Source organism: Pseudomonas sp. FSL R10-0056, from assembly GCF_009600105.1.
Lineage (GTDB): Bacteria > Pseudomonadota > Gammaproteobacteria > Pseudomonadales > Pseudomonadaceae > Aquipseudomonas > Aquipseudomonas bubulae.
Genome location: NZ_WIWL01000112.1, coordinates 238,209 through 261,677, shown reverse-complemented (window position 1 = coordinate 261,677; position 23,469 = coordinate 238,209). Strand labels below are relative to the sequence as shown.

Below are 23,469 nucleotides of genomic sequence, written 5' to 3'. Positions count from 1 at the left end.
GTGCTGACCGGGGCTGGCCTGGCAGTGTGCGGGGTGATCCTGCAACACATCGTGCACAACAAGTTCGTTGAGCCAGGCACTTCGGGCGGGCTGGATGCGGCCAGGCTCGGCATCCTGGTATCGCTGGCAGCGGTGCCCGGCGCCGGCACGACAGGGCGCATGCTGTTTGCGCTGGTGTTTTGTTTCGCCTCGGGGCTGATATTTGTCGTGATCATCCGCCGGATCCGATTCAAAAACACGGTGCTGGTGCCGGTCATCGGCCTGATGTATGGCGGCGTGCTGAGCGCCATTGCCGAGTTCTACGCCTACCACCACAACATCATGCAAAGCATGCAGGGCTGGCTGCTGGGCGACTTTTCCAGGGTGGTGCAGGGCAGCTACGAGATCATCTACCTGATCTTGCCGATTGTTGCCCTGGCCTATCTGTATGCCCACCGTTTCACCGTGCTGGGCATGGGTGAGGGCATGGCTACAAGCCTGGGCCTGAACTACTCGGCAAACGTTGCCCTGGGCTTGCTGCTGGTGGCGGTCACAGTATCAGCCACGGTCATCACGGTAGGGGCGATTCCTTTTGTCGGACTGGTCATTCCCAACCTGGTGGCGCTGCGTTATGGCGACCACCTGGGCCGTACGCTGCCCATCGTTGCCCTGGGCGGCGCGTCAATGCTGCTGGTGTGCGACATCCTCGGACGGCTGCTGATTTACCCGTTTGAAGTGCCCATCGGCTTGATGGCAGGCAGCGTGGGCGGTGTGCTGTTCCTGGCACTGATCATCTGGAGGCACCGATGAGGCGTCTGCAACCCCGGCATGGGGTATGGGTTCTGGTGGCGGCCCTGGCGCTGACCTTCGTGTTGTTGGGGTCGGGCATGGATTTTGATTATGTAATCCCCAAGCGGATCGCCCGGCTTATGGCCATGGTGATTGGCGGTGTGTGCATCGCCTGGTCGTCGATCACGTTCCAGACCCTCACCGGCAACCGGATACTGACCCCGGCAATCATGGGCTACGAGGCCATTTACCTGCTGTTGCAAGCCTTGCTGGTGTTGTTGCTGGGCACCGGCAGTGCGGTGTTACTGGGCAGTAACGGCAACTTTCTGGTGTCTGTGCTGCTGTTGCTTGGCTACTCGTGGCTTATCCATCGTTACCTGCTGCGCAACGGCAAGAGCAACGTGTATTTCCTGCTGTTGGTCGGGCTGGTGCTGACGATGGTGATAGGCACGTTCACCCAGTTTGTCCAGCTCAAGGTCAGCCCCGGCGAGTTTTCGGTTTTGCAGGGTTTCAGCCTGGCTTCGTTCAACCGCGTCCAGCCGCAGCAGTTGCTGATTGCGGGGCTGCTGGTGGGCGCCGTGTGCCTGGTGGGCAGCAGAACCTTGGCAACCCTCGATGTGCTGGCGCTGGGGCGCGACCAGGCCATGTCCCTGGGGGTCGATTACCGGCGCAGCGTGCGCCTGCACCTGGCGCTGATTGCGGCACTGGTGGCGGTCTCAACCAGCCTGCTGGGCCCACGGCGTTTATGGGGATCTTCGTGGCGAACATCACCTATGCGCTGGCCCGCACCTTCAGGCACCGGGTCACGCTGGCGCTGGGCAGCGTGATTGCCATCGGCATTTTCATCGTTGCGCAACTGCTGGTCGAGCATGTCTTCAACTACAAAACCACCGTCGGCATTCTCGTCAACCTGGTCTGCGGCGGGTATTTCCTGGTGTTGATGGTGCGTACCCGAGGAGCTCCATGATCACTGTTCACGGCATCCATAAAACCTATGGCAGCAAGACCGTACTACGCGGTGTCGACGCGAGTTTCCCGCCCCGGCAACTGACGGCGCTGATCGGCCCCAACGGCGCGGGCAAAACCACGCTGTTGATGATGATAGCGCGGCTGATGGAGCCCACGGCCGGTGAAGTACGCATCGAGGGGCGTGGGGTCGCGGGTATCGCGATTGGCGATTACGCCAGGCGCGTGGCCACTTTGCGCCAGTCACCGGACTTCAACCTGCGCCTTCGGGTGGAGGAACTGGTTGCCTTCGGGCGCTTCCCATACAGCCGTGGTGTGTTGACCGGCGAAGATCAACGGATCATCGACGAGGCCATCGCCTTTCTGTCGCTGCAAGCGCTGCGCCATGCCTACCTCGACGAACTCAGCGGCGGGCAGCGGCAGATGGCCTTTCTGGCCATGACCATCGCCCAGCAAACCGATTGCCTGCTGCTCGATGAGCCGCTGAACAACCTCGATATCAAGCACGCCGTACAGATTATGCGGGCGCTGCGCCGCTTGTGCGACGAACAGGGGCGCACGGTGATTCTGGTGGTGCATGACATCAACTTTGCCGCCAGCTACTGCGATCACTTCGTTGCGATGAAGGCGGGCGCGGTGCATTGCGCCGGCAGCGTTGACGAGGTGATCACCGAAGCGCGGCTGGGCGAACTCTACGGGCTGGACTTCGAGATCACCCACAGCCCGCGCGGTCGCTTGTGCAACTACTTCAACCCCCTGGAAAGAGACGCGAAATGATGATCCACAACAAAGATCGGTTATGGCCGTTGGCCCTGCTGCTCGGCGCGGCCGTGGCAGTGCAGGGCTGCAATGACAAACCGGCAGAGCCCCCACGGGCCGCCACCGCTGTGCAAACCGTGCAGACGCCTTTTGCGCCGCTTACGGTGCAACACCAGTTGGGCACCACGGTCATTGAACGTGTACCGCAGCGGGTGGTTGCACTGGACATGAATGAAGTCGACTTCCTCGATCAACTGGGTGTCCCGGTGGCGGGCATGCCCAAGGATTTCATCCCGCACTTTCTCGCCCGCTATCGGAATGCACAGGGTGTCGAGGATCTGGGGTCGATTGTGCAGCCCAACCTGGAACGGGTACATGCCGCCAGGCCGGACCTGATCCTGATCACCTCACTGCAGGCCAACCACTATCAAGCCTTGAGCGAGATGGCCGCGACCGTTCATTTCGATGTCGATTATCGTGACAGCGAGACCCGCCATATCGAGGTGATCAGGCAGCACCTGCTGACCCTGGGGCAGATGTTCGCCAAACAGGGGCTCGCGGAGGAAAAAGCCCGGGCACTGGACGCGAAAGTCGAGGAGGCGAGAGGCATCACCCGCGGGCGCCCTGAAAAAGCGCTGGTGGTGCTGCATAACAACGGCGCGTTCAGCTCCTTCGGCGTGCAGTCGCGCTACGGCTTTATTTTCACCGGCCTGGGTGTCAAACCCGCCAGCCCTACGGCAGAGGCGGGGCTGCATGGGCAACCGGTATCCAGCGAATTTATCCAGCAGGCCAACCCCGACATCATCTACATCGTGGACCGTACGGCGGTAATGGAACACCGCCCGGCAATGGCTATCGAGAGCCTGGGCAACCCGTTGCTGCGCCAGACCAACGCCTGGAAAAACGGCCGGGTGATCGTTGTCGATCCCCAGGCCTGGTACGTCACAGGTGCCAGTCCGACCGCCCTGAAACTGGTAATCGACGATGTGATCAAGGGCTATCAGGGCTAACGCCTGAAGGCGGCTGCCAGGCATTTTTCTGGCCATATAACGATTCTCATTAAAACCATTCCTTAGATTCAGATTAACAAAACCCATTCCCTGCCAGTCCAACGGAGTCTTCACGTGAGTCACTGTCATTTTCCTACCCGCATTGCGCCCCCGCGCGCAGTTTTTGCCCTGAACCGTACCGCCACGGCGGTACATGCCGTGTTGCTGACGCTGGCCATGACAAGCCTGGCAGCCCATGCCGAGACCATCCCCGACGAGAAAGAACCCGGCGCATCAACGCTGCCTGCCACGATGGTTGAGGGCCATATGGCCACCCCGGCCGACTTGCCGCCCGGTTACGCAGGCGGGCAGGTGGCCTATGGCAGCCGGGTTGGGCTGCTGGGCAACAAGGACTTTATGGAAACCCCGTTCAGTACCATCAGCTATACGGAGCAGTACATTGCCGACCGTCAGGCACAGAACATCACCCAGGTGATTGCCGCGACCGATCCCTCGGTGTTCAGCAACGGCCTGACCGGGACCTTCAGTGAGAACTACTCTATCCGTGGCTTCGCCAGCAATATCAGCGACGTGATGATGGGCGGGCTGTTTGGGGTGGCCCCGTATTACCGGATTTCACCGGAAATGTATGAGCGTATCGAAGTGCTCAAGGGCCCGTCGGCCTTGCTCAATGGCATGCCGCCGGGAGGCTCGGTCGGAGGGGCGGTCAACCTGGTACCCAAACGGGCCGGCGACGAACCGCTGACACGGCTGACGGGCACCTATATGTCCGATGCGCAGTTCGGTGGCCATCTCGATGTGGGCCGGCGCTTCGGTGAAGACCAGCAATTCGGCGTACGCTTCAACGGTGTGTACCGTGACGGTGACGGCGCAATCAACCACCAGCGGCAGAAAGCCGAGCTCACGTCCCTGGGCCTGGACTGGCGCGGTGAACGCGTGCGGCTGTCTGCCGACCTGTATCAAAGTGAAGACCGTGTACGCGGGCAGAACCGCGGTATCAACCTGGCTTCCGGCGTGGCCGTGCCCAAACCGCCCAAGGCCGACACCCTGCTCAACCCTGACTGGGCCTATGTGCAAACCACGGACCGGGGGGCCATCGTGCGCGGTGAGTTCGACCTGAGCGACAACCTGATGGCTTATGCGGCGTATGGCGTGAGCACAACCCATTACGAGTACAGCGGCACCATGATGGCGACGGTGTTCAACGACGCGGGTGACTTCAAGACCTCCATGGGCCAGCTGAAAATGGACCTGGAGAAAACCTCCGGCGAGGTCGGCCTCAAGGGCAACCTGCACACTGGCGCGATCAAGCATCAATGGACCCTCAATGCCACACACTACGGCGACACTCAAAAGGACTACGGGCGCCGCTCGGTGCCGGGCGCGGACTGGGTCACCAACATCTACCACCCACAGTGGGGGCCAGCTGCGGCCAAGAGCTTCCCGTACATTGCCCACACCAAGAGCCGCCTGACCAGCTATGGCCTGGCCGATACACTGTCGGTTCTCGAAGACCGGGTGCAACTGACCCTGGGTGTACGTCGCCAGCAAGTGCTGACCGACAGCTTCAGCACATCCACCGGCGCACGTACCAACCGCTATGACGAAGGCGCCACCACCCCGGCAGCGGCACTGCTGGTCAAGATCACCGACCAGGTGTCGGTGTATGCCAACTACATCGAAGGCCTGAGCGAGGGCGCGGCGGCACCGATGACGGCGAAAAACTTCGGTGACGTGTTCGCCCCCTACAAGTCCAAGCAGAAGGAAGTAGGCCTCAAGGTAGACCTCGGTGACTTCACCCACACCCTGAGCCTGTATGAAATTACCCGCCCCAGCAGCTACCTGGACCCGGATACCAATATCTTTTCCTTTGGCGGCGAGCAGCGTAACCGAGGGGTCGAGTGGGGCTTTTTCGGCTCGCCGCTGCACGACGTACGCCTGATGGGCGGTGTGGCCCATGTCGACCCGAAAATCACCAAGGCCCAGGGCGGCACCAACGAGGGCAAGACCGCCATTGGCCAGCCCCGGCTGCAGGGCAAGCTGGGTGTGGAATGGGACACCCCGGTCATCGAAGGCCTGACACTGACGGCCAACACCACCTCGGTGTCCAAGCAATACATCAGCGCCGATAATACCCAGTCGATACCGGGCTACACGGTCTACGACCTGGGCACACGCTACAGCACCCGGGTGGCCAGCCAACCGGTGACGTTGCGTGGGAGTGTGAACAACGTGACCAACAAGGCCTATTGGGGGACGCCGCTGTTGTCCAGCCTGGGCCTGGGTGCGCCGCGTACCTTTGAGTTGTCCGCGACCATTGACTTCTAAAGGCGGGCCGCCAGATATCGAATAAAAAAGCCCGACACGAAGTCGGGCTCTTGGCCATTGGACACTGGAAAGTCAACGGTGCTTATGTTTGTGCTTGTGCTTACCCTTGCCGCCGGAGCTGTGTCTGTCGCCGTCGTCGCCAAGGTTATTGCCCACTGCACCACCTACTGCGCCACCCAGCCCGGCACCAATGGTAGAGCCGGTGGAACCGCCCAGTTGACCGCCGATAAGCGAGCCGCCAGCGCCACCGACGCCGCCACCGATGGCGGCTTCGGTTTTACTGCCTCTGGGTGCACCCACTGCACTACCGGCAGCGGCGCCCACACCTGCACCGATTGCCGCTCCTGAAGAGCCGCCCAGCTGTTGACCGACAATATTGCCCAGTGCGCCGCCAACACCGCCTCCGACCGCGGCAGATCCATCCCCGGCAGCCATTGCTCCCTGCGAAATCACGATGCCCAGCACCAGGGCGGGTAATGTAATACGCATGTCATTCACCTGAATCGAAAGTGATCAAGAGATGTATGCAGGAGAGTAAGAATCCTGCCTGTGCAGAATTTGACGGCTTACCAGGCATAAAGTTCGATAACGGCATAGCGTCCTCTATTTGCAGGAAGCTAAATAGATTTTCCGCAGCAAAAGGCTCATTGAGTGAAGACTGAATCAGGCAGGGGCAGCCGCGGCGATGCTGTCGATGCAGGCCCCGACAGCTGAAGGGGCCTGCCAGAAGCGATTAGAATGCCAGACCGACCTTTACGCCGAACTCGTCACGCTTGAGTTTGGTGTTGTCGGCAATCGGCGAATCTTCGTCGATTTTGTACTCCGTACGGGTGTAGTACACGCCTGCATTGATCGGCATATCACCGTTCTGGTTCATCAGCAGCGAAACTTCAGCGTAGGGGTTGGTGCGGTCTTTCATGTCGACGTTGCCGCTGCCGAAGCCGTCGACTTTCAGCCGTGCGCGACCATCCATAGCGTGACGGGCGCCTACTTCTACACGCAGGGTCGAGGTGTCGAACTGGTGGTTGTAACCCAGTGCGGCCTTGGCAAACGGCGATTTGAAGGTCAACGTTGTATCCAGGTCGTTGATTTCAGGTTCGAAACGGGTCCAGCTGTAACCGCCACCGACGATAACGTCGACGAAGTTGCGGGCATCCAGCGCTGCGCGCCAGCCAAGGTCGAGGTCGGCCTGGGCTTCCTTGAGCTTGTTGTCGTTTTTCTTGCTGTATTTGGCTTCACCACCGATCTGGTAGATGAAACCGGATTCGGCGGTCATCTTGTTGCCAAAGTTGGCGAACACACCGGCCTGACCCATATCCTCCTTGTCGGATTTGCTACCCCCTTCGAATTTGAACTTGGTGTAGGAGCCCAGTAAACCGACGGTGAAGAGCGGGTCAGTGCTTGGGGCTGCCATCACTGCCAATGGTGCGCCGAACAGCGCCAGGGCACAGGTGTGACGCAGCAGTTTTGCGGTAAGCATTCGTGAATGTCTCCATGACGTAGATAAAAATGTTTACGGCTATTTAGATATAACGACTCTGATAAGTTCAGAGCGAATCGATAAGAAGCTAAAACCCGCTCCGAATCAAGTTTTGCTGCCCCATGCCCGCCGGGGTCTTTTTTGACCTTGAGCCGTTGTGGCTGCTTACCGCTATTGCAGGTTTGAGGGCTGTAAACCCCTGGCCATAGATCCCGGAGGAGCAAACACATGAAAGAAATAACGCGCCTGTCGCCAATCAGGCGCGTGCTGCTTTAGTGCGTTACCAGCGTGTCCAGCGACTTGTCGACATACCCCTTGGCCAGCTCCACCAGGTGCAGGGTCGACAACACCAGGTCGCGCGCAGGGCCGCTCAGACCATTCCCCGCCTCATTCGCGCAGGCACCCGCACAGCGCAACAAGTCTGACGCCTGGGCCAGGGCCGCTTCTGAATTGACACTGGACGGGATGGCAAACAGGGCCGTGCCCGAAGCGCGAACGGGCTTATGGCCTTGCAGGTAGAAATTGAGCGCACGGTCGGTGGCGGCACGGTCCAGCAACGGGTCGTTACCGTCAGCAGCATCGAGGGGTAAAACGGGTGGGTCGGGGGTGATCTTTTTCATGGCTTAACTCCAAACACGTTAAGGGAGCTGCCACTTTTCGCGACTAAACGAATGGGGTGGCAGCCGTGCGCAGGTTAGTCGTCCGGCGTGTTTGGGAACCGGTGTGCCCGAGGGCACCCTGCGCACGGCCACCATAAAACGCAGGCCGTAAAAAGCGCCTCACGGAGGTGGCGCCTTGCGCCAAACACAAAGACCGGGCGACTAAACCCGACCGCTGATTTTGCAGCGATGGGACAAGACTATTCCCCGATTTTAGGCGGCGCAAGCGAGCAAGATTTTCTAGGATGTTTCATTGGAATGAAAGCGAAACGTCGTACGAAACGGCTGATGTTAAAGGCCCAAAGCCTGCCACGATCCTGTCGCCGCTGCCGGCAACGAAGGCTGCGTTCCTCGGCAGCGGCGACAGTAGATTACGCAGCGCACTCTTGCTTCTAACAGGCTGGTCGACCGCCGCAACAGGCGAATCAGGCCACATCCACCAGCACAATCTCGCTGTCTTCAATCGCGGTGACCCGTAGCACGGTCTCATCGACAATGGCCACACCGTCCCGTGCGCTGGCCTGCAGGCCATTGACTTCAATCACCCCGGTGGCAGGCACCAGGTAGGCTCGCCGGCCGCTGTCCAGACGGTACTCGGCGGTTTCCCCGGCCTTCAGGTTCGCCGCTACCAGTCGCGCATCGGCACGAATGCGCAGGCTTTCAGGGTCGCCATCCTTGCCGCTGGCCAGGGTCACAAAACCCTCACGGCCGCCCTTGGGAAAAGGCTTGGCACCCCACGCCGGAGCATCACCCTGCTGGTTGGGTACGATCCAGATCTGGAAGATCCGGGTCGGTGTGGACTCCAGGTTGTATTCGCTATGCGCAATCCCGGTACCGGCGCTCATCACCTGTACATCACCGGCTTCGGTACGACCCTTGTTGCCCAGATTGTCTTCGTGGCTGATAGCACCTTCGCGGACATAAGTGATGATTTCCATGTCGCGGTGCGGGTGTTTCGGGAAGCCGGTGCCGGGGGCGATCACGTCGTCATTCCAGACCCGCAGGTTGCCCCAGTTCATCCGCTGCGGGTCGTAGTATTCGGCAAACGAAAAGTGATGATGGGCGTCCAGCCAGCCGTGGTTTGCTCCGCCCAGCGTATTGAAAGGTCTGAGTTCAAGCATGATGCTTCTCCTGAGAAGGGTGCCAAGGGTTGACCGGTTGGCGATGAGGTGATTCTCCATCAGCAACATATCGATAAAAAGCTGAAAAAATGCGTTAAACCAATCGGTTTACTAGATGCATTAGCAAGCCAGTCAATCGCTATTTACCTTTAATACAGGCTCTAAACGGCTGATGCCCAAGCAATTAGCTAGAAATCGGCGCGCAATGGGGTGACCATAGCCACTCCACCCGGACAGCCTCACACCCTGGAGTCAGCGTGCCGCAACACAATCCCGAACTGCCTGAAGACCTTGCCCCCATTACCCAATTGCCCTTGCTCAAGCGCCTTGCCGCGCGTGTGTTTGGCAGTGGCTTGAGCCGTTTGCGCGCGCAACATGCGCCGTCCTGGCTGCAGGGCCAGGCAGACGGGTTCCGCAGCGGGCACAGTGCCGGGGTGGATTACGGTTTCAAGGAGGGGCATGCCGAAGGGCTCGAAGAGGGTCGCCAGGTGCTGTTTATCAGCGATATGCGCCCGCAGGAGCTGCGTGCTCCCGGGATCGACGAGAATCTGTTCGATGACTGGCGCCTGCCGCTGGGCCCGGAACTGAAAAAGCTGATCAAGGCCGACGTGGCTGCCAACCTGCCCGAGCATGCCCAGCCCAGTGCCGCACAGTGGAAGATGATCTTCAGTGATACCCCGTCGACCTCGGTGGTTGCAGGCGCCGGAGCCGGCAAGTCGACCTCGCTGGTGTTGCGCATTCTGCTACTGACCCATTACCTGGGCTTTGAACTCGATTCGATGACCGTGGTGACCTTTACCCGGGAGTCGCGCAAGGACTTTATCAAGAAGCTCCAGGAAATCTTCGCCTTGTGGGGGCGCAATCTGTCGCTCAAGGAAGCCCGGGATGTGGTGCGTACCTTTCACTCGCGGATTTTGCCCATGGTGCGCAGCTTGCCCGGCTATAGCCAGTTACAGGCCTTCGAGACCCTGAATAGCCGCAGCCTGCTCAACGACGACGAGATCGACAGCAACCCGTTTGACCTGCGGATCAACGATGCCCAGCGTCAGCAACTGAATGCCTGTTATCACGGGCTATATAACCGCGATGAGCGCTTCCGTCAGACCCTGGCACCACTGCGACTGCATGCCTTGCAGCTCAAGGAGCTGGAGCGCGACCATCCTGATGTGCAAAAACGCATGGCGGTGACCGAACTGGCCGCCAGGCGCGACGAAGAACTCTGCGACACCCTGGAAGACCTCTGGTTTGCCGCCGGCGCCTGGCCGATCAAAGGCATTGAGCCCAACCGCGAAACCATCGAGATCAATGGCGCGCAGTTCCATTGCCACGGCTATATTGCCGAGCTGGATGCCTGGGTGGTACTGGGCTTCGATCCCCGTGAAAACCCGCAGATCTGCCGCCCCGGGGCCAAGCTCAGCGTGCGCGCCGAGTGGGCAGTCAAGCGCACCCTGTTTCAAGCTTTTTGCAGCAAACCATTGATATGGCTGGAAAACTACGAATCTGCAAAGCGTATTGTCAGTGCCCTCGCCGGGGATGCCAGCGCAGGCCCCGGCTTTGATTACAAGCTCAAAGGTGAGTTGGGCTCGGCGCCTTTGCTCGACAGTTTTGTCGCCGCCGCCAGTTTTATTGAAAACCTGGGGCTGGACGTGGCCGCAGCAGTGGGCGATATGCGCTTTGCCAAGGATGATCCGGACCGTTTCTTTTTTGAGGCCTTGAGCCTGTTCTGGCGGGCGCTGGAAGACCACCTGCTGGCACTGACCCCGCCGGTGATGACCTATAACCGCATGTTCTCCCTGTTTGGCGAGAACACCCCGCAGAACTTCAAGCTGCTCAGCCATGAGCAACTGCGGCCGTTGTCGCATTTGATGATTGATGAGTTTCAGGATGTCTCACCACAGATCGTGTCCTGGCTACGCGCCAGCTTGCGCGAGATCCGCAGCCGTGGCCCGGCCATGCATGTAGGCCGTGGAGCCCAGCGTTCTTCTTTGTTGTGCGTGGGCGATGACTGGCAATCGATCTACGGCTGGCGGGGCAGTTCGCCCAAGTACTTTATGGAGTTCGACAAGCAATTCCTGTCGCCTGCCACCACCCGGGTGATGCTCAGCGACAACTTCCGCAGCCATCAACACATCATCGATGCCGCCGAGCATATCGTGCGTGCCGCGCCGTCGATTGCCGGCAAGCGGGCCAAGGCCAGCGGTGAGCCCAAGGTGGCAGTCCCGGTCAATGTGCTGGATCGCGATGATCAGGCGCTGGTGGCGCAATTGATCGAGCATTACAACGCTGGCGACAGTATCTTGATGTTGTTTCGAAAAAGCAGCGATAAGTTATTGATAGAAAAAGATATACAGTCCGTAGTTAATGCCGATTCGAGATTGGCGCCCCAAGAGCGCAGGCTCAAGCAATTGACCTACCACAGCTCCAAGGGCCTGCAGGCAGATGCTGTTTTCCTGCTGGGGGATTGCCAGCATCTGACAACGTCACCTTACAAAAACCAGGTTTACCGCATGGCCGGCCTGGGTAAGGATGGTGACCCGGAACCCTATGACAATGCCCAGAAAGACGAAATTCTGCGTCTGGCCTATGTCGGCATCACCCGGGCAGTCAAGCATTGTTACTGGTATGTGGAAAGCCAGGATGCGCAAGGGCCGAATATTCCCAGGGCCTCGGATCGAGTGCCCCAGGGCAAGGCGTTTTTCGAGGACTTGCGGCTCGATAACAATAATTAAAGGAACACCTTGTGATGGATTCCTTGTTCGCCAAAAACCTCAGTGCCCGTGTATTCGCCTTGTCAGCCCTGGTCCTGTGGACGGGCGGCTGCAGTACCGGTCAGTCAGCGCTGCAAACCCGCTCCGAGTTGCCGCCTGCGCCCGAAATAGCTTCGGGTTTGCGTACCGATATGACCCCGGTACACGCCGCCCGGCATATGGCCGCAGCGGCCAACCCGCTGGCCACTGCGGCTGGCCAGCAAATGCTGCGCAAGGGCGGCTCGGCAATCGATGCAGCAATCGCCATGCAAGCCGTACTTGCACTGGTTGAACCCCAGTCCAGTGGCCTCGGCGGCGGTGCGTTTATTCTGTACTGGGACGGCAAGCGGGTGCAGGCCTATGATGGCCGCGAAACTGCCCCGGCAGGTGCCACCCCGGGCATGTTTATGGGGGCAGAGGGTCAACCGATCCCTTTCTCCGAGGCCCAGATAGGCGGGCGTTCAGTGGGCGTGCCCGGGGTGCTCAGGGCGCTGGAAATGGCCCATCAACAGCATGGCAAACTGCCCTGGAGTGATCTGTTCCAACCGGCAATCAAGCTGGCCAGCGAAGGGTTTCCTGTCTCCCAACGCTTGCATACGCAAATCGCCGCCGACAAGTCTATCGCCGGTTCCCCGGAAATGGCCCGGTATTTCCTCACCCCTCAAGGGCAGGCCTTGCCGGTTGGCACCTTGCTGAAAAACCCGGAACTTGCACGCACCTTGCAAACAATTGCCAGCCGTGGCGCCGATGGGTTTTACCAGGGGGCCGTCGCGCAGGCGATGGTCGACAACGTTCGATCCCACCCTCGTGCCGGGACCCTGTCCCTGGCGGATATCAGTGGTTACCAGGCCAGGGAGCGCACACCGGTGTGTGCGGACTACAAGCAGTGGCAAGTCTGCGGTATGCCACCACCGTCTTCGGGCGGTGTCGCCGTGTTGCAGACCCTGGGGATTCTTGAGGCCCTGCAAGATAAATCCCCGGCCCTCGATCTCGCCAGCATGCCCCCCGTACCGAGCAGCTCCGGTGCAGGTCTTGAGCCTTCGCCTTCAGCGGTACACCTGATCGCAGAAGCCGAGCGCCTGGCTTACGCTGACAGGGCACAGTACCTGGCGGACAGTGACTTCGTACCAGTCAATGTGAAAGGGCTGACGGATAAAGCCTATTTCAGGACGCGGGCCGCTCTGATCGGTGACAAGAGCATGGGCCGTGCCGAGGCCGGTGTTCCGGCAGGCATTAACCTTGCCCTGGCTCCTGATCGCTCGCCACTGCGCATTTCGACCTCCCACATATCCGCTGTCGATGACCAGGGCGGGGCGATCGCCATGACCACTTCGGTTGAGGCTGCGTTTGGTTCGCACGTAATGACCCAGGGTTTTATCCTGAACAATCAGCTCACCGACTTCTCGTTTATTCCCGAAGAAAACGGCAAGCCGGTGGCCAACCGCATCGAGCCGGGCAAGCGCCCGCGCTCTTCAATGGCCCCGACCCTGGTGTTCGAACGCAAAAGTGGCGAATTGGTCGCAACTATTGGTTCACCAGGTGGGTCGCAAATCATCGAGTACGTCAACAAGTCGGTGGTTGGCCTGCTGGACTGGAAGCTGAACCCCCAGGACGCAATCAGCCTGCCCAACTTTGGCAGCCGCAATGTGGACACTGAGCTTGAGGCTGGCCGGTTCAGCCCGGCGCTGGTGCAACAGTTACAAGACCGCGGGCACAAGGTGGCGCTGATCGAAATGACCAGTGGCACGCAGATTATTGTGCGTGACAACAACGGCTGGGTTGGTGGTGCCGATCCGCGACGTGAAGGTACAGCTTCAGGGGATTGATACGCAGTCAAAAGCCCCTTAGCCCAACCCTCTCCCGCACGGAGAGGGTACTGATCTGCCACAGAGCATCTACAGGCGCTGCAAAATCAGGCCTGTGCCTGCCATGCCAGCGGCGGCACAAAACTCTCGAGTTCGTCTTCTACGCATTGAATGAGGCGCCCCACTTGACCGGGGGTCATGACCGCCGAGCAGGGGATACCGGCGACGGTAATCACGGTTTCACCACTGGCACGGTCAAACAAGCGGGCGACCATGCTGCCTGGTGCGTCCATGGTTGCCTCGAAGCCCATCGGGTGGAAATGCCAGCGCATCAGTTGGCAGGCATTGGGGAAGGTGACTTTGTTGATGTTGTCCATGGGGTACATAGAGCAATTCCTTTAGCTCAAGATAAGGGGCGGTTGTTTCTGACCGCATAGGTTTTCAAGTATTTCGTGATCAAACCTAACACCCGGGAGAGTTGCTGCTAAGCCTTATTTTTCCCGCAACCCGGTTGTTTGCCCGTACTTTGATGTGAATCATGCACTTAGGTTATTTATCCGCAGCCAGTACCCATTGAAGCCCATGGGCAAACTCGGCACTCTGTGTTTTTTTACCTTCGAGCCCCCCATGCCAGCTCCAGACGACGGTCCCGAAAATACCCGCGCCACCGGCGAAACCGTGCTGCGTTACCACCTGTGCTGGAAGCATCGGGATCTGGACGGGGTAATGGCGTTGTATCACCCCGATGTGACCTACAACGACTTCTTCCAGAATCGGGTCATGGTGTTCAATGAACTGCGCGAGTATGTGCAGTCGTCCATGCCCAGAGAGCCGGATGAGGCCCTTGAGCACAGTGATCGCATCCGCCTGGATGGCAATACCGCCTTTATTCAGTACCGCATGACCTTGCGCGGCAGCCAGGGGTTGGTGTCATTTCGTGCCAGTGAAGCCATTACCGTGCGCGATGGTTTGATCTGGCGCGTCAACGAGTACGCCTCGCTGGTTCATGAGTCAGCCGTCAATCCGGCACGGCAGGGCTCAACACGCCCCGCGGTCAGCCGCCTGGGGCTTTCAGCGCGGCAGCTGGGCTTTATGGCCCGTGACCTGCAAACCTACTTCGAACGACAGCAACCCTGGCTCGACCCCGAGCTGGACTTGCAACAAGTGGCCAAAGCCTGTGGCTATACACGCAATCAGCTGTCGTATCTGTTCAATCAGGTGCTGGGGCAAAGCTTTTACCGCTATCTCAATCACGCACGATTACGCCATGTACTGGCTGCGATGGATGCCGCCGAGACGTCGGTCAAGGTTGATGAGTTGGCCTTTTCGGCAGGCTTCAACTCGATTTCGGCGTTTTATAGCTGTTTTCGCCAGCACACCGGGCAATCGCCCAAGGCTTATGCCAAACAAATTTCTTTGCGGGCACGCAGGCAAGACGCGCCCTGATGCCTGCGACTAGGATCGAGCCATTCCTGGATCGGTGTGGAGTCGGCAATGCCAGCATGGTGCTCAATCAGTTTATGGATGGACCAGCTTGGGGAGGAACTCGCACCCCGACCGTCCCTTGAGCACGATCTGGATGTCGATGTGGCTATCATCGGCGCCGGATATACCGGGCTGTGGACCGCGTACTACCTCAAGCGCCATGCGCCTGAACTGAGCATTGCCATTGTTGAAGCGCAAACGGCCGGTTTTGGTGCATCAGGGCGCAATGGCGGCTGGCTGATGGGCAACCTGCTGGGCGAAGACCGCTTGCTTGCAGGCCTGTCTGTGGAGCAGCGTCGGGAATCCTTCGACTTGTTGCACGGTATTCCTGATGAAGTGAAGAATGTTATCGATCGTGAGGGTATCGACTGCGATTACCGTAAAGGGGGCGCCTTGTATTGCGCGGCGCGCTACCCGGAGCAGGAGGCCAGCTTGCGCAGTTATCTGGCCAGCCTGTATGCCGAAGGCCTGAACGAATCCGACTACCGCTGGCTCACCCCGGCCGAGCTGGCGCAACAGATCCGCATCAACCGGCCTTATGGCGGGATTTTCACACCGCATATCGCCACCCTTCACCCGGCCAAACTGGTGCGTGGTTTGGCCCGCGCCGTTGAGCGCATGGGTGTACAGATCTACGAACAAAGTCCGGTATCCGAGTGGCAGGCAGGGTTCCTACGCACGGCCAGGGCGCAGGTGCGCAGCCGCTGGGTGGTGCCTGCCGTGGAAGGTTATGCCAACACCCTGGCGCCTTTGGGCCGCTATCAACTGCCGGTACAGAGTCTGATCGTGGCAACAGAGCCATTGCCTCAAGCCACGTGGGACGAGATTGGCCTGTGCAAGGGCCAGGCCTTCAGTGAGAGCAGCCGTCAGGTCACTTACGGCCAGCGCACGGCCGACAACCGCCTGGTATTTGGTGCCCGGGGCGGATATCAGTTTGGCGGGCGCCTGCGTGAGAACTTTGACCTCAGCAGCGATGAAATCGAACTGCGTCGCTATTTATTCAGCGAACTGTTCCCGCAACTGAAAAACGTTGAAATCAGCCATGCATGGGGTGGCAACCTGGGGATGTCGCGACGTTTTCAGCCGCACATGCTGTGTGATCGGCAGCAGGGCATTGCCCTGGCCGGCGGCTACGGTGGCGAGGGCGTGGGGGCCAGCCATCTGGGCGGGCGCACCCTGGCCGACCTGATCCTGCAGCGCGACACCCTCGAAGTCCGCCAGCCCTGGGTCTTGACCGAAGGCGGGTTGGGTGCGCTGAAGAGCTGGGAGCCAGAGCCGTGCCGCTGGCTGGGCTACAACGCAATCATTCGCAGCTTTGTGTACGAAGACAAAACCCTGGCCAACCCCAACAGCCCGCCTTGGCGTCGGCAATTTGCCCGCCGCCTGGCCGGGGTGATGGAAGGCTTTATGAAGTAATCCGACATTTGCGTTCAACAGGAAGCACGCCATGAGCATTACCCAGTTCAAAAACACCGCCCAGGTGACGTTGCAGGAGTCTTTCCCCGTGGCCGCGCCCCTCGGTACACCGGTGGCGGTGACCTCGGTGACCTGCGTGGAGCGTAACGACGGCGTCGAAACCGGTATCTGGGAATGCACCCCGGGCCGATGGCGCCGGCAGATCATGGAGCAGGAGTTCTGCCACTTCATTCAAGGCCGCTGCACCTTTACTCCGGACAACGGTGAAACCCTGACCATAGAAGCGGGCGATGCACTGATGTTGCCTGCCAACAGCACCGGTATCTGGGATATCCAGGAAACCGTGCGCAAGACCTATGTATTGATCCTTTGATCGCCGAAACCTGCCTATAAAAACAGCTGCCTAAAACATGCAAGGAATCGAATCATGATCCGTATAAGCCTGTTGCCCCTGATGCTGGCCACTACCTTGTGTCAGGCCGGTGAAACCGTAAAAGTCTATAACTGGTCGGATTACATTGCCCCCGACACGATGAAGAACTTTCAGCGCGATACCGGCATTGCTTTCAGCTATGACCTGTTTGACAGCAACGAAACGCTGGACGGCAAGTTGATGACGGGCTCATCCGGTTATGACGTGGTGTTTCCGTCCAACCACTTTATGGCGCGGCAGATCCAGGGCAAGGCGCTGAAGAAGCTCGACAAGAGCCAGTTGCCAAACTGGAAGAATCTCAACCCGGTGCTGCTCAAGGCACTGCAGGTCAACGATCCGGGCAACGAACATGGTTTTCCTTACCTGTGGGGCAGCACCGGCATTGGCTATAACATCGCCAAAGTAAAAGCCGTGCTGGGGGATGACGCGCCGGTGGATTCCTGGGATCTGATCTTCAAGCCCGAGAATATGGAGAAACTCAAATCCTGCGGCGTGGCGATTCTGGATAATGGCCCGGAGATCTTGCCAGCGGCACTCAACTACCTGGGGTTGCCTCATCACAGCAAAAACCCGGCTGACTACAAGAAAGCTGAAGAGATGCTGCTCAAGGTCCGACCTTATATCAGCTACTTTCACTCATCGAAGTACACCAGCGACCTGGCCAACGGCAATATTTGCGTGGCCGTAGGCTTCTCTGGCGATATCTTGCAGGCCGAAACCCGCGCTAAAGAGGCCGGAAATGGCGTCGAAATCGGTTATTCGATTCCCAGGGAAGGTGCCGCCATCTGGTTTGACATGGTTGCCATGCCCGCCGATGCACCTGACGAAAAAGCTGCTTACTGCTTTATGAACTACCTGCTGCGCCCGGATGTAATGGCCGGGATCACCAACTACGTGCACTACGCCAATGGCAACGAGCAGGCCGATGCCTTGGTCAGCCCTGAAATCAAGGCTGACACCAAGGTCTATCCAACCCCCGCCATGATGGACAAGCTGTTTGCCCTGGAGGCCATGCCGCTGAATATTGACCGGGTACGCACGCGTGTCTGGACCAATATCAAAAGCGGCAAGTAACTAGCGCAATGCTTGCGGGTTGACCAGATTGGCCGGGCGTTCACCGGCCAATGCCGCCAGCAGGTTTTCGACCGCGCAACGGGCCATGGCCTCGCGGGTTTCGAAGGTGGCCGAACCGATATGTGGCGTGGCCACCACGTTATCCAGCTTCAGCAAGGGCGAGGTCAGTTCCAGCGGTTCGCGCTCGAACACATCCAGCCCGGCAGCGCGGATCTGACCTTGTTGCAGGGCGTTGATCAGCGCCGCTTCGTCCACCACTTTGCCTCGGGAGATATTGATAAAAATGCTTTCGCGGCGCATCAGGGCAAATTGCTCGGCGCCGATCAAACCCTCGGTTTGTGCGGTCAGGGGCAAGGTCAGGCAGATAAAGTCGGCTTCTTGCAGCAGCTCGTCGAGGCTGCGGTACTGCGCATTGAAACGCGCCTCCACTGCGGGTTTGGGCGAGTTGCTGTGGTAAATCACCGGCATGCCGAAGCCAAAATGGCCGCGCTGGGCCAGGGCTTCGCCGATACGGCCCATGCCGATAATACCCAGGGTCTTGCCGTGAACGTCGGTGCCGAAATGCTCGGGGCCGACGTTTTTCTGCCATTCGCCGTTGCGCACCATGTTGGCCAGTTCAACCACCCGCCGGGCGCTGGCCAGGACCAGGGCAAAGCCGGTGTCTGCAGTGGTTTCGGTGAGCACGTCAGGGGTGTTGGTGAGCTGGATCTTGCGCTCGGTCATATAGTCGATGTCGTAGTTGTCGACACCCACCGACACACTGGCGACTGCTTCAAGGTTCGGTGCCAGGTCCAGCAGTTGCGCATCCAGCTTCAGGCTTGCGCCCAGAATGCCTTGCGCCCGGGGCAGGGCGGCACGCAGTTGGTCCATGCCTGCGGCGTCAAGCTTCTTGATCAGCGTGACATCGGCCTGGGCTTGCAGGCGCTGCATCAGTTCCGGGGACAGTTCTTTGTAGAGCACTACATTCTTTTTCAAGGGATTCACCGACATTGAATTCAAGAGTGGGCCAGACGTTGCGAGGTGCTGTGTTGCGGCGCAGCAGGGTCTTTGGCAGCGGGTTTGAGCATGAGGGTCAGCAGTACCGAAATCATCAGCGCGCCACTCATCAACAGAAACGATGCGCCCGTCGAGCCGGTGGAGCTGTTCAGGTAACCCACCAGGTACGAACCGGCAAACGAACCCAGTGCGCCCATGCTGTTGATCAGCGCCATGGCACCACCGGCCACGTTGGAGGGCAGGATTTCCGGAATGATGGCGAAAAACGGACCATAAGGGGCGTACATGCAGCCCCCGGCAATGACCAGGAGCGCGTAGGACCACCAAAAGTGTTCAGCGCCCAGCATGTAGGAAGCGTAGAACGCCACAGACGCGATCAGCAGCGGTGGCCAGACGAAGCGTTTGCGCTTTTGCATTTTGTCCGAGCCCCAGGACACCACCAGCATCGCAATCACGGCTGCCAGATAGGGCAGGGCCGAGAGCCAGCCAGCTTCGATCATGTCCATCTGCGCGCCTTGCTTGAGAATCGAAGGCAGCCACAGGACAAAGCCGTAGACGCCGATGCTCCAGCAGAAAAACTGCAAGGCCAGCAGGATAACGGCGGGCGTACGGAACGCTGCAGCGTAGTTTTTCACCGGCTTGAGGCCCACTTGCTCGGCATCCAGTGCGCTTTGCAGGTCTTGTTTCTCCTGATTGCTCAGCCATTTGGCTTCGCTTGGACGGTCATCGGCCAGGCGCCACCAGATAAAGGCCCAAAGCACTGCAGGCAGACCTTCGACGATAAACATCCAGCGCCAGCTGTAATGCTGCACCAGATAACCCGATACCACTGACATCCACAACATGGTCACCGGGTTGCCCAGGATCAGGAAGGTGTTGGCCCGCGAGCGTTCGGCACGGGTGAACCAGTGGCACAGGTACACCAGCATGGCCGGCATTACGGCGGCTTCAACCACTCCGAGGGTAAAACGTATAACAATCAGCCAGTAGGCGTTGGACACCACGCCGGTCAATGTGGCCAGGCTGCCCCAGAGGATCAGGCTGACAAAAATCAGCTTTTTCACACTGTTTCTCTGGGCGTAGATCGCCCCGGGTACCTGGAAGAAGAAATAGCCAAGAAAGAACAGCGCGCCCAGCAACGACGACAGCCCGGGGGTGATGTTCAGGTCTTCGGCCATTCCTGAGGCAGCTGCGAAACCGTAGTTGGCACGGTCAAGGTACGCCAGGCTGTAGGTGATAAACACGATCGGCATGATGTACCACCAACGACGGGCGGCGAGTTTTAGGGATTGCATAGAGGGTGCTCCTGAGCTTGTTTTTGTTTTTTCGCAGCAGGTGACAGGTCAAGCAGATAGCGGTGTTTCAAGAGGCGCGTGCAGCGCGTTGTAGTGGTTCAATTCGTCGCGGGTGGGCAGGCCTTCCATATCGCCGCGGCTCTGTACGGCGCGACTGCCAATCCAGTTGCCGCGCTGTACGGCCTCGGCAAAACCGAGATTTTCCAGCAAGGCACTGACTACCCCGACGGCAAAGCCATCACCGGCACCCACGGTGTCGATAACGTTGGCCACCGGCACAGCCGGGACAAACTGCTCAACCTGGGCGGTGCGATAAAACGCGCCTTTGGCCCCCAGCTTGATAATCACGGCTTCAGCACCCTGATCGAGATAGAAGGCGGCGATATCGGACGGGTCTTCAAAACCTGTCAGTAGCCGGCCCTCACTCAAGCCCGGCAGTACCCAGTCGGCGTGGGCAGCAAGCGCATTGATGTCGCGAATCATCTGTTGTTCGCTGGCCCACAACGATGGGCGCAGATTCGGATCGAACGACACGCTGTTACCTGCTGCGCGCATCGACTTCATCAGCTCAAAGGACAGTTCATTGCAGCTGGCCGACAGCGCAGGCGGTATGCCGGTGGCGTGCAGGTGGCGGGCGCCGAGCAACTGCGGGTTGAGCACGGAGCGGTCCATATGGCTGGCGGCCGAGCCCCGGCGGAAGTACTCCACCTGTGGGTCGCTGCCGTCGTCAACGCGGGATTTGAACTGAAAGCCCGTGGGATGTTGCGTATCAGTGGTCACGTACTGGCAGTTCAGCCCTTCGGCTTGCAGTGCATGGCGTACAAAGCGCCCTAGGGAGTCCGCGCCCACTCGGCTCAACCAGGCGACATTGAAGCCCAGTCGCGCAAGGCCAATGGCCACGTTGCTGTCCGCCCCGGCGATGCGTTTGTGGAACCGTTCGACCAGGGCCAGATCGCCAGTTTCTTCAGCCACCAGCATGGCCATGGTTTCGCCAAACGACAGCACATCGACCTTAGACATGGCTCAACTCCTGTTGTTTTTGGCTCAAGCGCGCCAGTACGGCGACGTGTTCCTGGGTCAAGCCGTCCAGATCCGAGCCCTGCAGCGGATATTCGATGGCCCGGGTCAGACCGTGGGGCATATGGGTCATCAGGTGCTGCCAGTGCTGCAGGTCGGTGTCGGTTGGCGGTGTGGCGACCAGTTTGCCGTCCGGGCGACGGCTCACGCCTTTGCAGTGCAGATAGGTGACGTAGCGGCCCAGCAGGCGGGCTGCGGTACTGGCCGACTGATCCTGCCAGTGCCAGTTGCCGATATCGAAGGTCATGCTGATTGGCGCTTGCTGTTGTTCAACCTGATCGAAAAAACGCTGCATGGGCTCAATGCGCCCGCCGTAGGACGTCTGGTCGTTTTCTACCAGCAGGCGTACAGGTTGCTGGTTGAGCAGGGCAGCGAGGTTTTGCAGGTCACAGTGTTCGGTGAAATAGCCCAGTGACACTTTCAGCCATTGGGCGCCGAAAGCGTGGGCGCGCTGCAAGGTGGCCAGCAGTTGGGTATTGGGCCGCGACTGCCCGGCTTCCCACAGTTCCAGTGGCGATGAGAACACGCATTCAAGCCCGTTATCCTGCACGGCTTGGCTGAATGTGGTCGGATCTTCTGTGGTCAGCAGTTCTTCGCGCAGTTCGATGCGTGACACACCGGCGTTGGCCAACACTTCAATAAAGCTGGCCTGGCCGCGCTGGCGAACCAGATCGGCACCGTAGCTCGACAAACTGATGGAAACGGGAAATGTAGTCATTGTCATTATTCTCTGAAACCGGTTTCATTTTGTTGTGCATCAAACGGCCGGTAACCGGGTCAAGGTTGTCAGCCGGTAAAGTGTCAGGCAGTCATGGGTGATCGGGTTGAGCCGCGAACAATCAATTGAGGGGCAAAATCCAGTGCCAGGGGTGCAGATTTGTCACCGCCCAGGCGTTTAAGCAGGCAGTCAAAAGCGCTGGCACCGATCTGTTGCGTAGGCTGGGCCAGGGCAGTGATGCCGTTACCCACCAGCGGGAACCATTCCAGGTCATCCAGGGCAATCAGGCCCACGTCTTCAAACAAGCGGCAATTCAAGTCGCGCAGCACCTGGGTACAAGCCAGCGCAGCCAGGCCGTTGGCACAAAATATGGCCTTGGGGGCGTGGCCGGGTGCCTGCATGAAGGACTGGATGGCAGCACGAAGGCCTGTACCGGTTTTTACTACGGCGCCGTGCAGGGCAGGGCGCGCGGCCAACTGGCGGGTAAAACTGTCGATGCGCTCGATTCGCGAACTGGTGCCATCGACCGGCTCACTGACCATCAGCACATCGCGATAGCCCTGCTGCTCAAGATGCTCCACAGCCATGCGCACCGCGTCAGCGTTATCGAGGCCGACCAGATCGGTATGCAGTTGCTCGACTTTGCGGTCGATCAGCACGATGGGCATTTCCTGATGCAGTTCTTGCAGTGCGTCAGGGTCATGGCCAAGGGTGTTAAGGATCAATCCTTCGATATTGTAGGAGCGTAGCGCTGCCAGATGCTGGCGCTCTTGCTCGTCATTACGGTCGGTATTGCACACCACCAGGTTGTAGCCGTGCAGACGGCAGGCGGTTTCGACGCCGTGCATGACGGCAATGGAGTAGGGGTTGCGGATATCGGCCACCAGCATGCCGATCAGCCGTGTGCGTCCGCGTTTCAGGCCACGGGCCATTTGATTTGGGCGATAGCCCAGGTCATTGATGGCGCGCTCGATCCGTTCGGCGATGGCTACGGAGAGCAAGGCGCGGTCTTCGCCGATAAAGCGTGACACGCTGGCCTTGGAGACGCCGGCGCGCTGGGCAACATCGAGCATGGTTACGCGGGAGCGTTGAGCTGCGGAAAAACTGTTCACGGCCTGAAACCTTTTATTGGTGTTATCGCAGGCGATTTCGCGGGTGGGCGCTGAAACCGGTTTCATGGAAACCCAAATACCCTGATGACGTCAAGTGACAATGGTTTTAGGGATACCCGGACCTGTAGCCGCTGAGGCGCGAAGCGAGGCTGCGATCGGCTGCGCAGCAGTCGTAGAACCAGGCCGCTCGACCTCTCAGACATACCGAAATTGCCGGTTT

The 23,469-nt window shown here is 59.3% G+C and carries 20 protein-coding genes and 1 pseudogene; 11 read left to right on the top strand and 10 right to left on the bottom strand.

Annotation, left to right across the window (positions count from 1 at the left end; translation table 11 throughout):
• The 5 genes and pseudogenes from GHO42_RS06715 to GHO42_RS06695 all read left to right on the top strand — a co-directional run.
• Positions 1-789: ABC transporter permease (locus GHO42_RS06715; protein ID WP_153384135.1), on the top strand; the 789-nt coding region annotated here is incomplete at its 5' end.
• Positions 786-1,735, top strand: a pseudogene (locus GHO42_RS06710) (iron chelate uptake ABC transporter family permease subunit). The gene GHO42_RS06715 and the pseudogene GHO42_RS06710, both read left to right, overlap by 4 nt.
• Positions 1,732-2,511, top strand: a complete 780-nt coding sequence (locus GHO42_RS06705; protein ID WP_138737953.1) for an ABC transporter ATP-binding protein — start codon at positions 1,732-1,734, stop codon at positions 2,509-2,511. Before GHO42_RS06710 ends, GHO42_RS06705 begins: the two are co-directional and overlap by 4 nt.
• On the top strand, positions 2,508-3,503 hold the full coding sequence (locus GHO42_RS06700; RefSeq protein ID WP_153325947.1) for a siderophore ABC transporter substrate-binding protein: 996 nt from the start codon (positions 2,508-2,510) through the stop codon (positions 3,501-3,503). The genes GHO42_RS06705 and GHO42_RS06700 overlap by 4 nt, the downstream gene beginning before the upstream one ends.
• Positions 3,504-3,617: 114 nt before the next feature.
• Positions 3,618-5,831 carry a TonB-dependent siderophore receptor gene (locus GHO42_RS06695; RefSeq protein ID WP_178126924.1) on the top strand — a complete coding sequence of 738 codons (2,214 nt, stop codon included), beginning with the start codon at positions 3,618-3,620 and terminating at the stop codon, positions 5,829-5,831.
• A 72-nt stretch (positions 5,832-5,903) separates the two neighbouring features.
• Here the strand turns inward: GHO42_RS06695 and GHO42_RS06690 are convergent, their stop codons facing one another.
• The 4 genes from GHO42_RS06690 to GHO42_RS06675 all read right to left on the bottom strand — a co-directional run bounded on the left by GHO42_RS06690 (position 5,904) and on the right by GHO42_RS06675 (position 9,091).
• A complete protein-coding gene (locus tag GHO42_RS06690) occupies positions 5,904-6,320 on the bottom strand; it encodes a hypothetical protein (protein WP_095000139.1) in 417 nt (138 codons plus the stop codon).
• 244 nt (positions 6,321-6,564) lie between these two features.
• Positions 6,565-7,311, bottom strand: coding sequence for an outer membrane beta-barrel protein (locus GHO42_RS06685; protein ID WP_095000140.1), 747 nt, complete (start codon positions 7,309-7,311; stop codon positions 6,565-6,567).
• 272 nt (positions 7,312-7,583) lie between these two features.
• Complete coding sequence (locus tag GHO42_RS06680) at positions 7,584-7,931, bottom strand: DUF6124 family protein (protein ID WP_095026218.1); 348 nt, start codon at positions 7,929-7,931, stop codon at positions 7,584-7,586.
• 464 nt (positions 7,932-8,395) lie between these two features.
• On the bottom strand, positions 8,396-9,091 hold the full coding sequence (locus tag GHO42_RS06675) for a pirin family protein (protein ID WP_095000141.1): 696 nt from the start codon (positions 9,089-9,091) through the stop codon (positions 8,396-8,398).
• 257 nt (positions 9,092-9,348) lie between these two features.
• Between GHO42_RS06675 and GHO42_RS06670 the strand changes: the two genes are divergently transcribed.
• Positions 9,349-11,820, top strand: coding sequence for a UvrD-helicase domain-containing protein (locus GHO42_RS06670; protein ID WP_178126925.1), 2,472 nt, complete (start codon positions 9,349-9,351; stop codon positions 11,818-11,820).
• 14 nt (positions 11,821-11,834) lie between these two features.
• Positions 11,835-13,664, top strand: a complete 1,830-nt coding sequence (gene ggt, locus GHO42_RS06665; RefSeq protein ID WP_153325949.1) for a gamma-glutamyltransferase — start codon at positions 11,835-11,837, stop codon at positions 13,662-13,664.
• An 86-nt stretch (positions 13,665-13,750) separates the two neighbouring features.
• On the opposite strand, the gene GHO42_RS06660 is transcribed toward ggt, so the two are convergent.
• Positions 13,751-14,029 (bottom strand): DUF1652 domain-containing protein, encoded by a 279-nt coding sequence (locus GHO42_RS06660; RefSeq protein WP_176464278.1) that lies wholly within the window; start codon positions 14,027-14,029, stop codon positions 13,751-13,753.
• Between the two features lie 241 nt (positions 14,030-14,270).
• Here GHO42_RS06660 and GHO42_RS06655 point away from each other — a divergent pair, with 241 nt between their 5' ends.
• The 4 genes from GHO42_RS06655 to GHO42_RS06640 are packed head-to-tail and all read left to right on the top strand — an operon-like array spanning position 14,271 to position 18,051.
• A complete protein-coding gene (locus GHO42_RS06655) occupies positions 14,271-15,089 on the top strand; it encodes an AraC family transcriptional regulator (protein WP_153325950.1) in 819 nt (272 codons plus the stop codon).
• A gap of 48 nt (positions 15,090-15,137) precedes the next feature.
• Complete coding sequence (locus tag GHO42_RS06650; RefSeq protein WP_153325951.1) at positions 15,138-16,544, top strand: FAD-binding oxidoreductase; 1,407 nt, start codon at positions 15,138-15,140, stop codon at positions 16,542-16,544.
• A gap of 31 nt (positions 16,545-16,575) precedes the next feature.
• A complete protein-coding gene (locus GHO42_RS06645) occupies positions 16,576-16,917 on the top strand; it encodes a cupin domain-containing protein (protein ID WP_095000145.1) in 342 nt (113 codons plus the stop codon).
• Positions 16,918-16,971: 54 nt separating this feature from the next.
• Entirely contained in the window at positions 16,972-18,051 is a 1,080-nt protein-coding gene (locus GHO42_RS06640; RefSeq protein WP_153325952.1) for a polyamine ABC transporter substrate-binding protein, read from the top strand.
• Here the strand turns inward: GHO42_RS06640 and GHO42_RS06635 are convergent, their stop codons facing one another.
• From GHO42_RS06635 to GHO42_RS06615, 5 genes are all read right to left on the bottom strand, one after another.
• The gene (locus tag GHO42_RS06635) at positions 18,052-19,026 is read right to left on the bottom strand and encodes a D-glycerate dehydrogenase (protein ID WP_095038919.1); all 975 of its coding nucleotides are present in this window, start codon (positions 19,024-19,026) and stop codon (positions 18,052-18,054) included.
• A gap of 20 nt (positions 19,027-19,046) precedes the next feature.
• Positions 19,047-20,342 carry an MFS transporter gene (locus tag GHO42_RS06630; protein WP_095018532.1) on the bottom strand — a complete coding sequence of 432 codons (1,296 nt, stop codon included), beginning with the start codon at positions 20,340-20,342 and terminating at the stop codon, positions 19,047-19,049.
• A 48-nt stretch (positions 20,343-20,390) separates the two neighbouring features.
• Entirely contained in the window at positions 20,391-21,362 is a 972-nt protein-coding gene (locus GHO42_RS06625) for a sugar kinase (RefSeq protein ID WP_095000148.1), read from the bottom strand.
• On the bottom strand, positions 21,355-22,137 hold the full coding sequence (locus GHO42_RS06620) for a sugar phosphate isomerase/epimerase (RefSeq protein ID WP_095000149.1): 783 nt from the start codon (positions 22,135-22,137) through the stop codon (positions 21,355-21,357). The genes GHO42_RS06625 and GHO42_RS06620 overlap by 8 nt, the downstream gene beginning before the upstream one ends.
• Positions 22,138-22,220: 83 nt before the next feature.
• Positions 22,221-23,249 (bottom strand): LacI family DNA-binding transcriptional regulator, encoded by a 1,029-nt coding sequence (locus GHO42_RS06615; RefSeq protein WP_178126926.1) that lies wholly within the window; start codon positions 23,247-23,249, stop codon positions 22,221-22,223.
• Between the last annotated feature and the right edge of the window lie 220 nt (positions 23,250-23,469).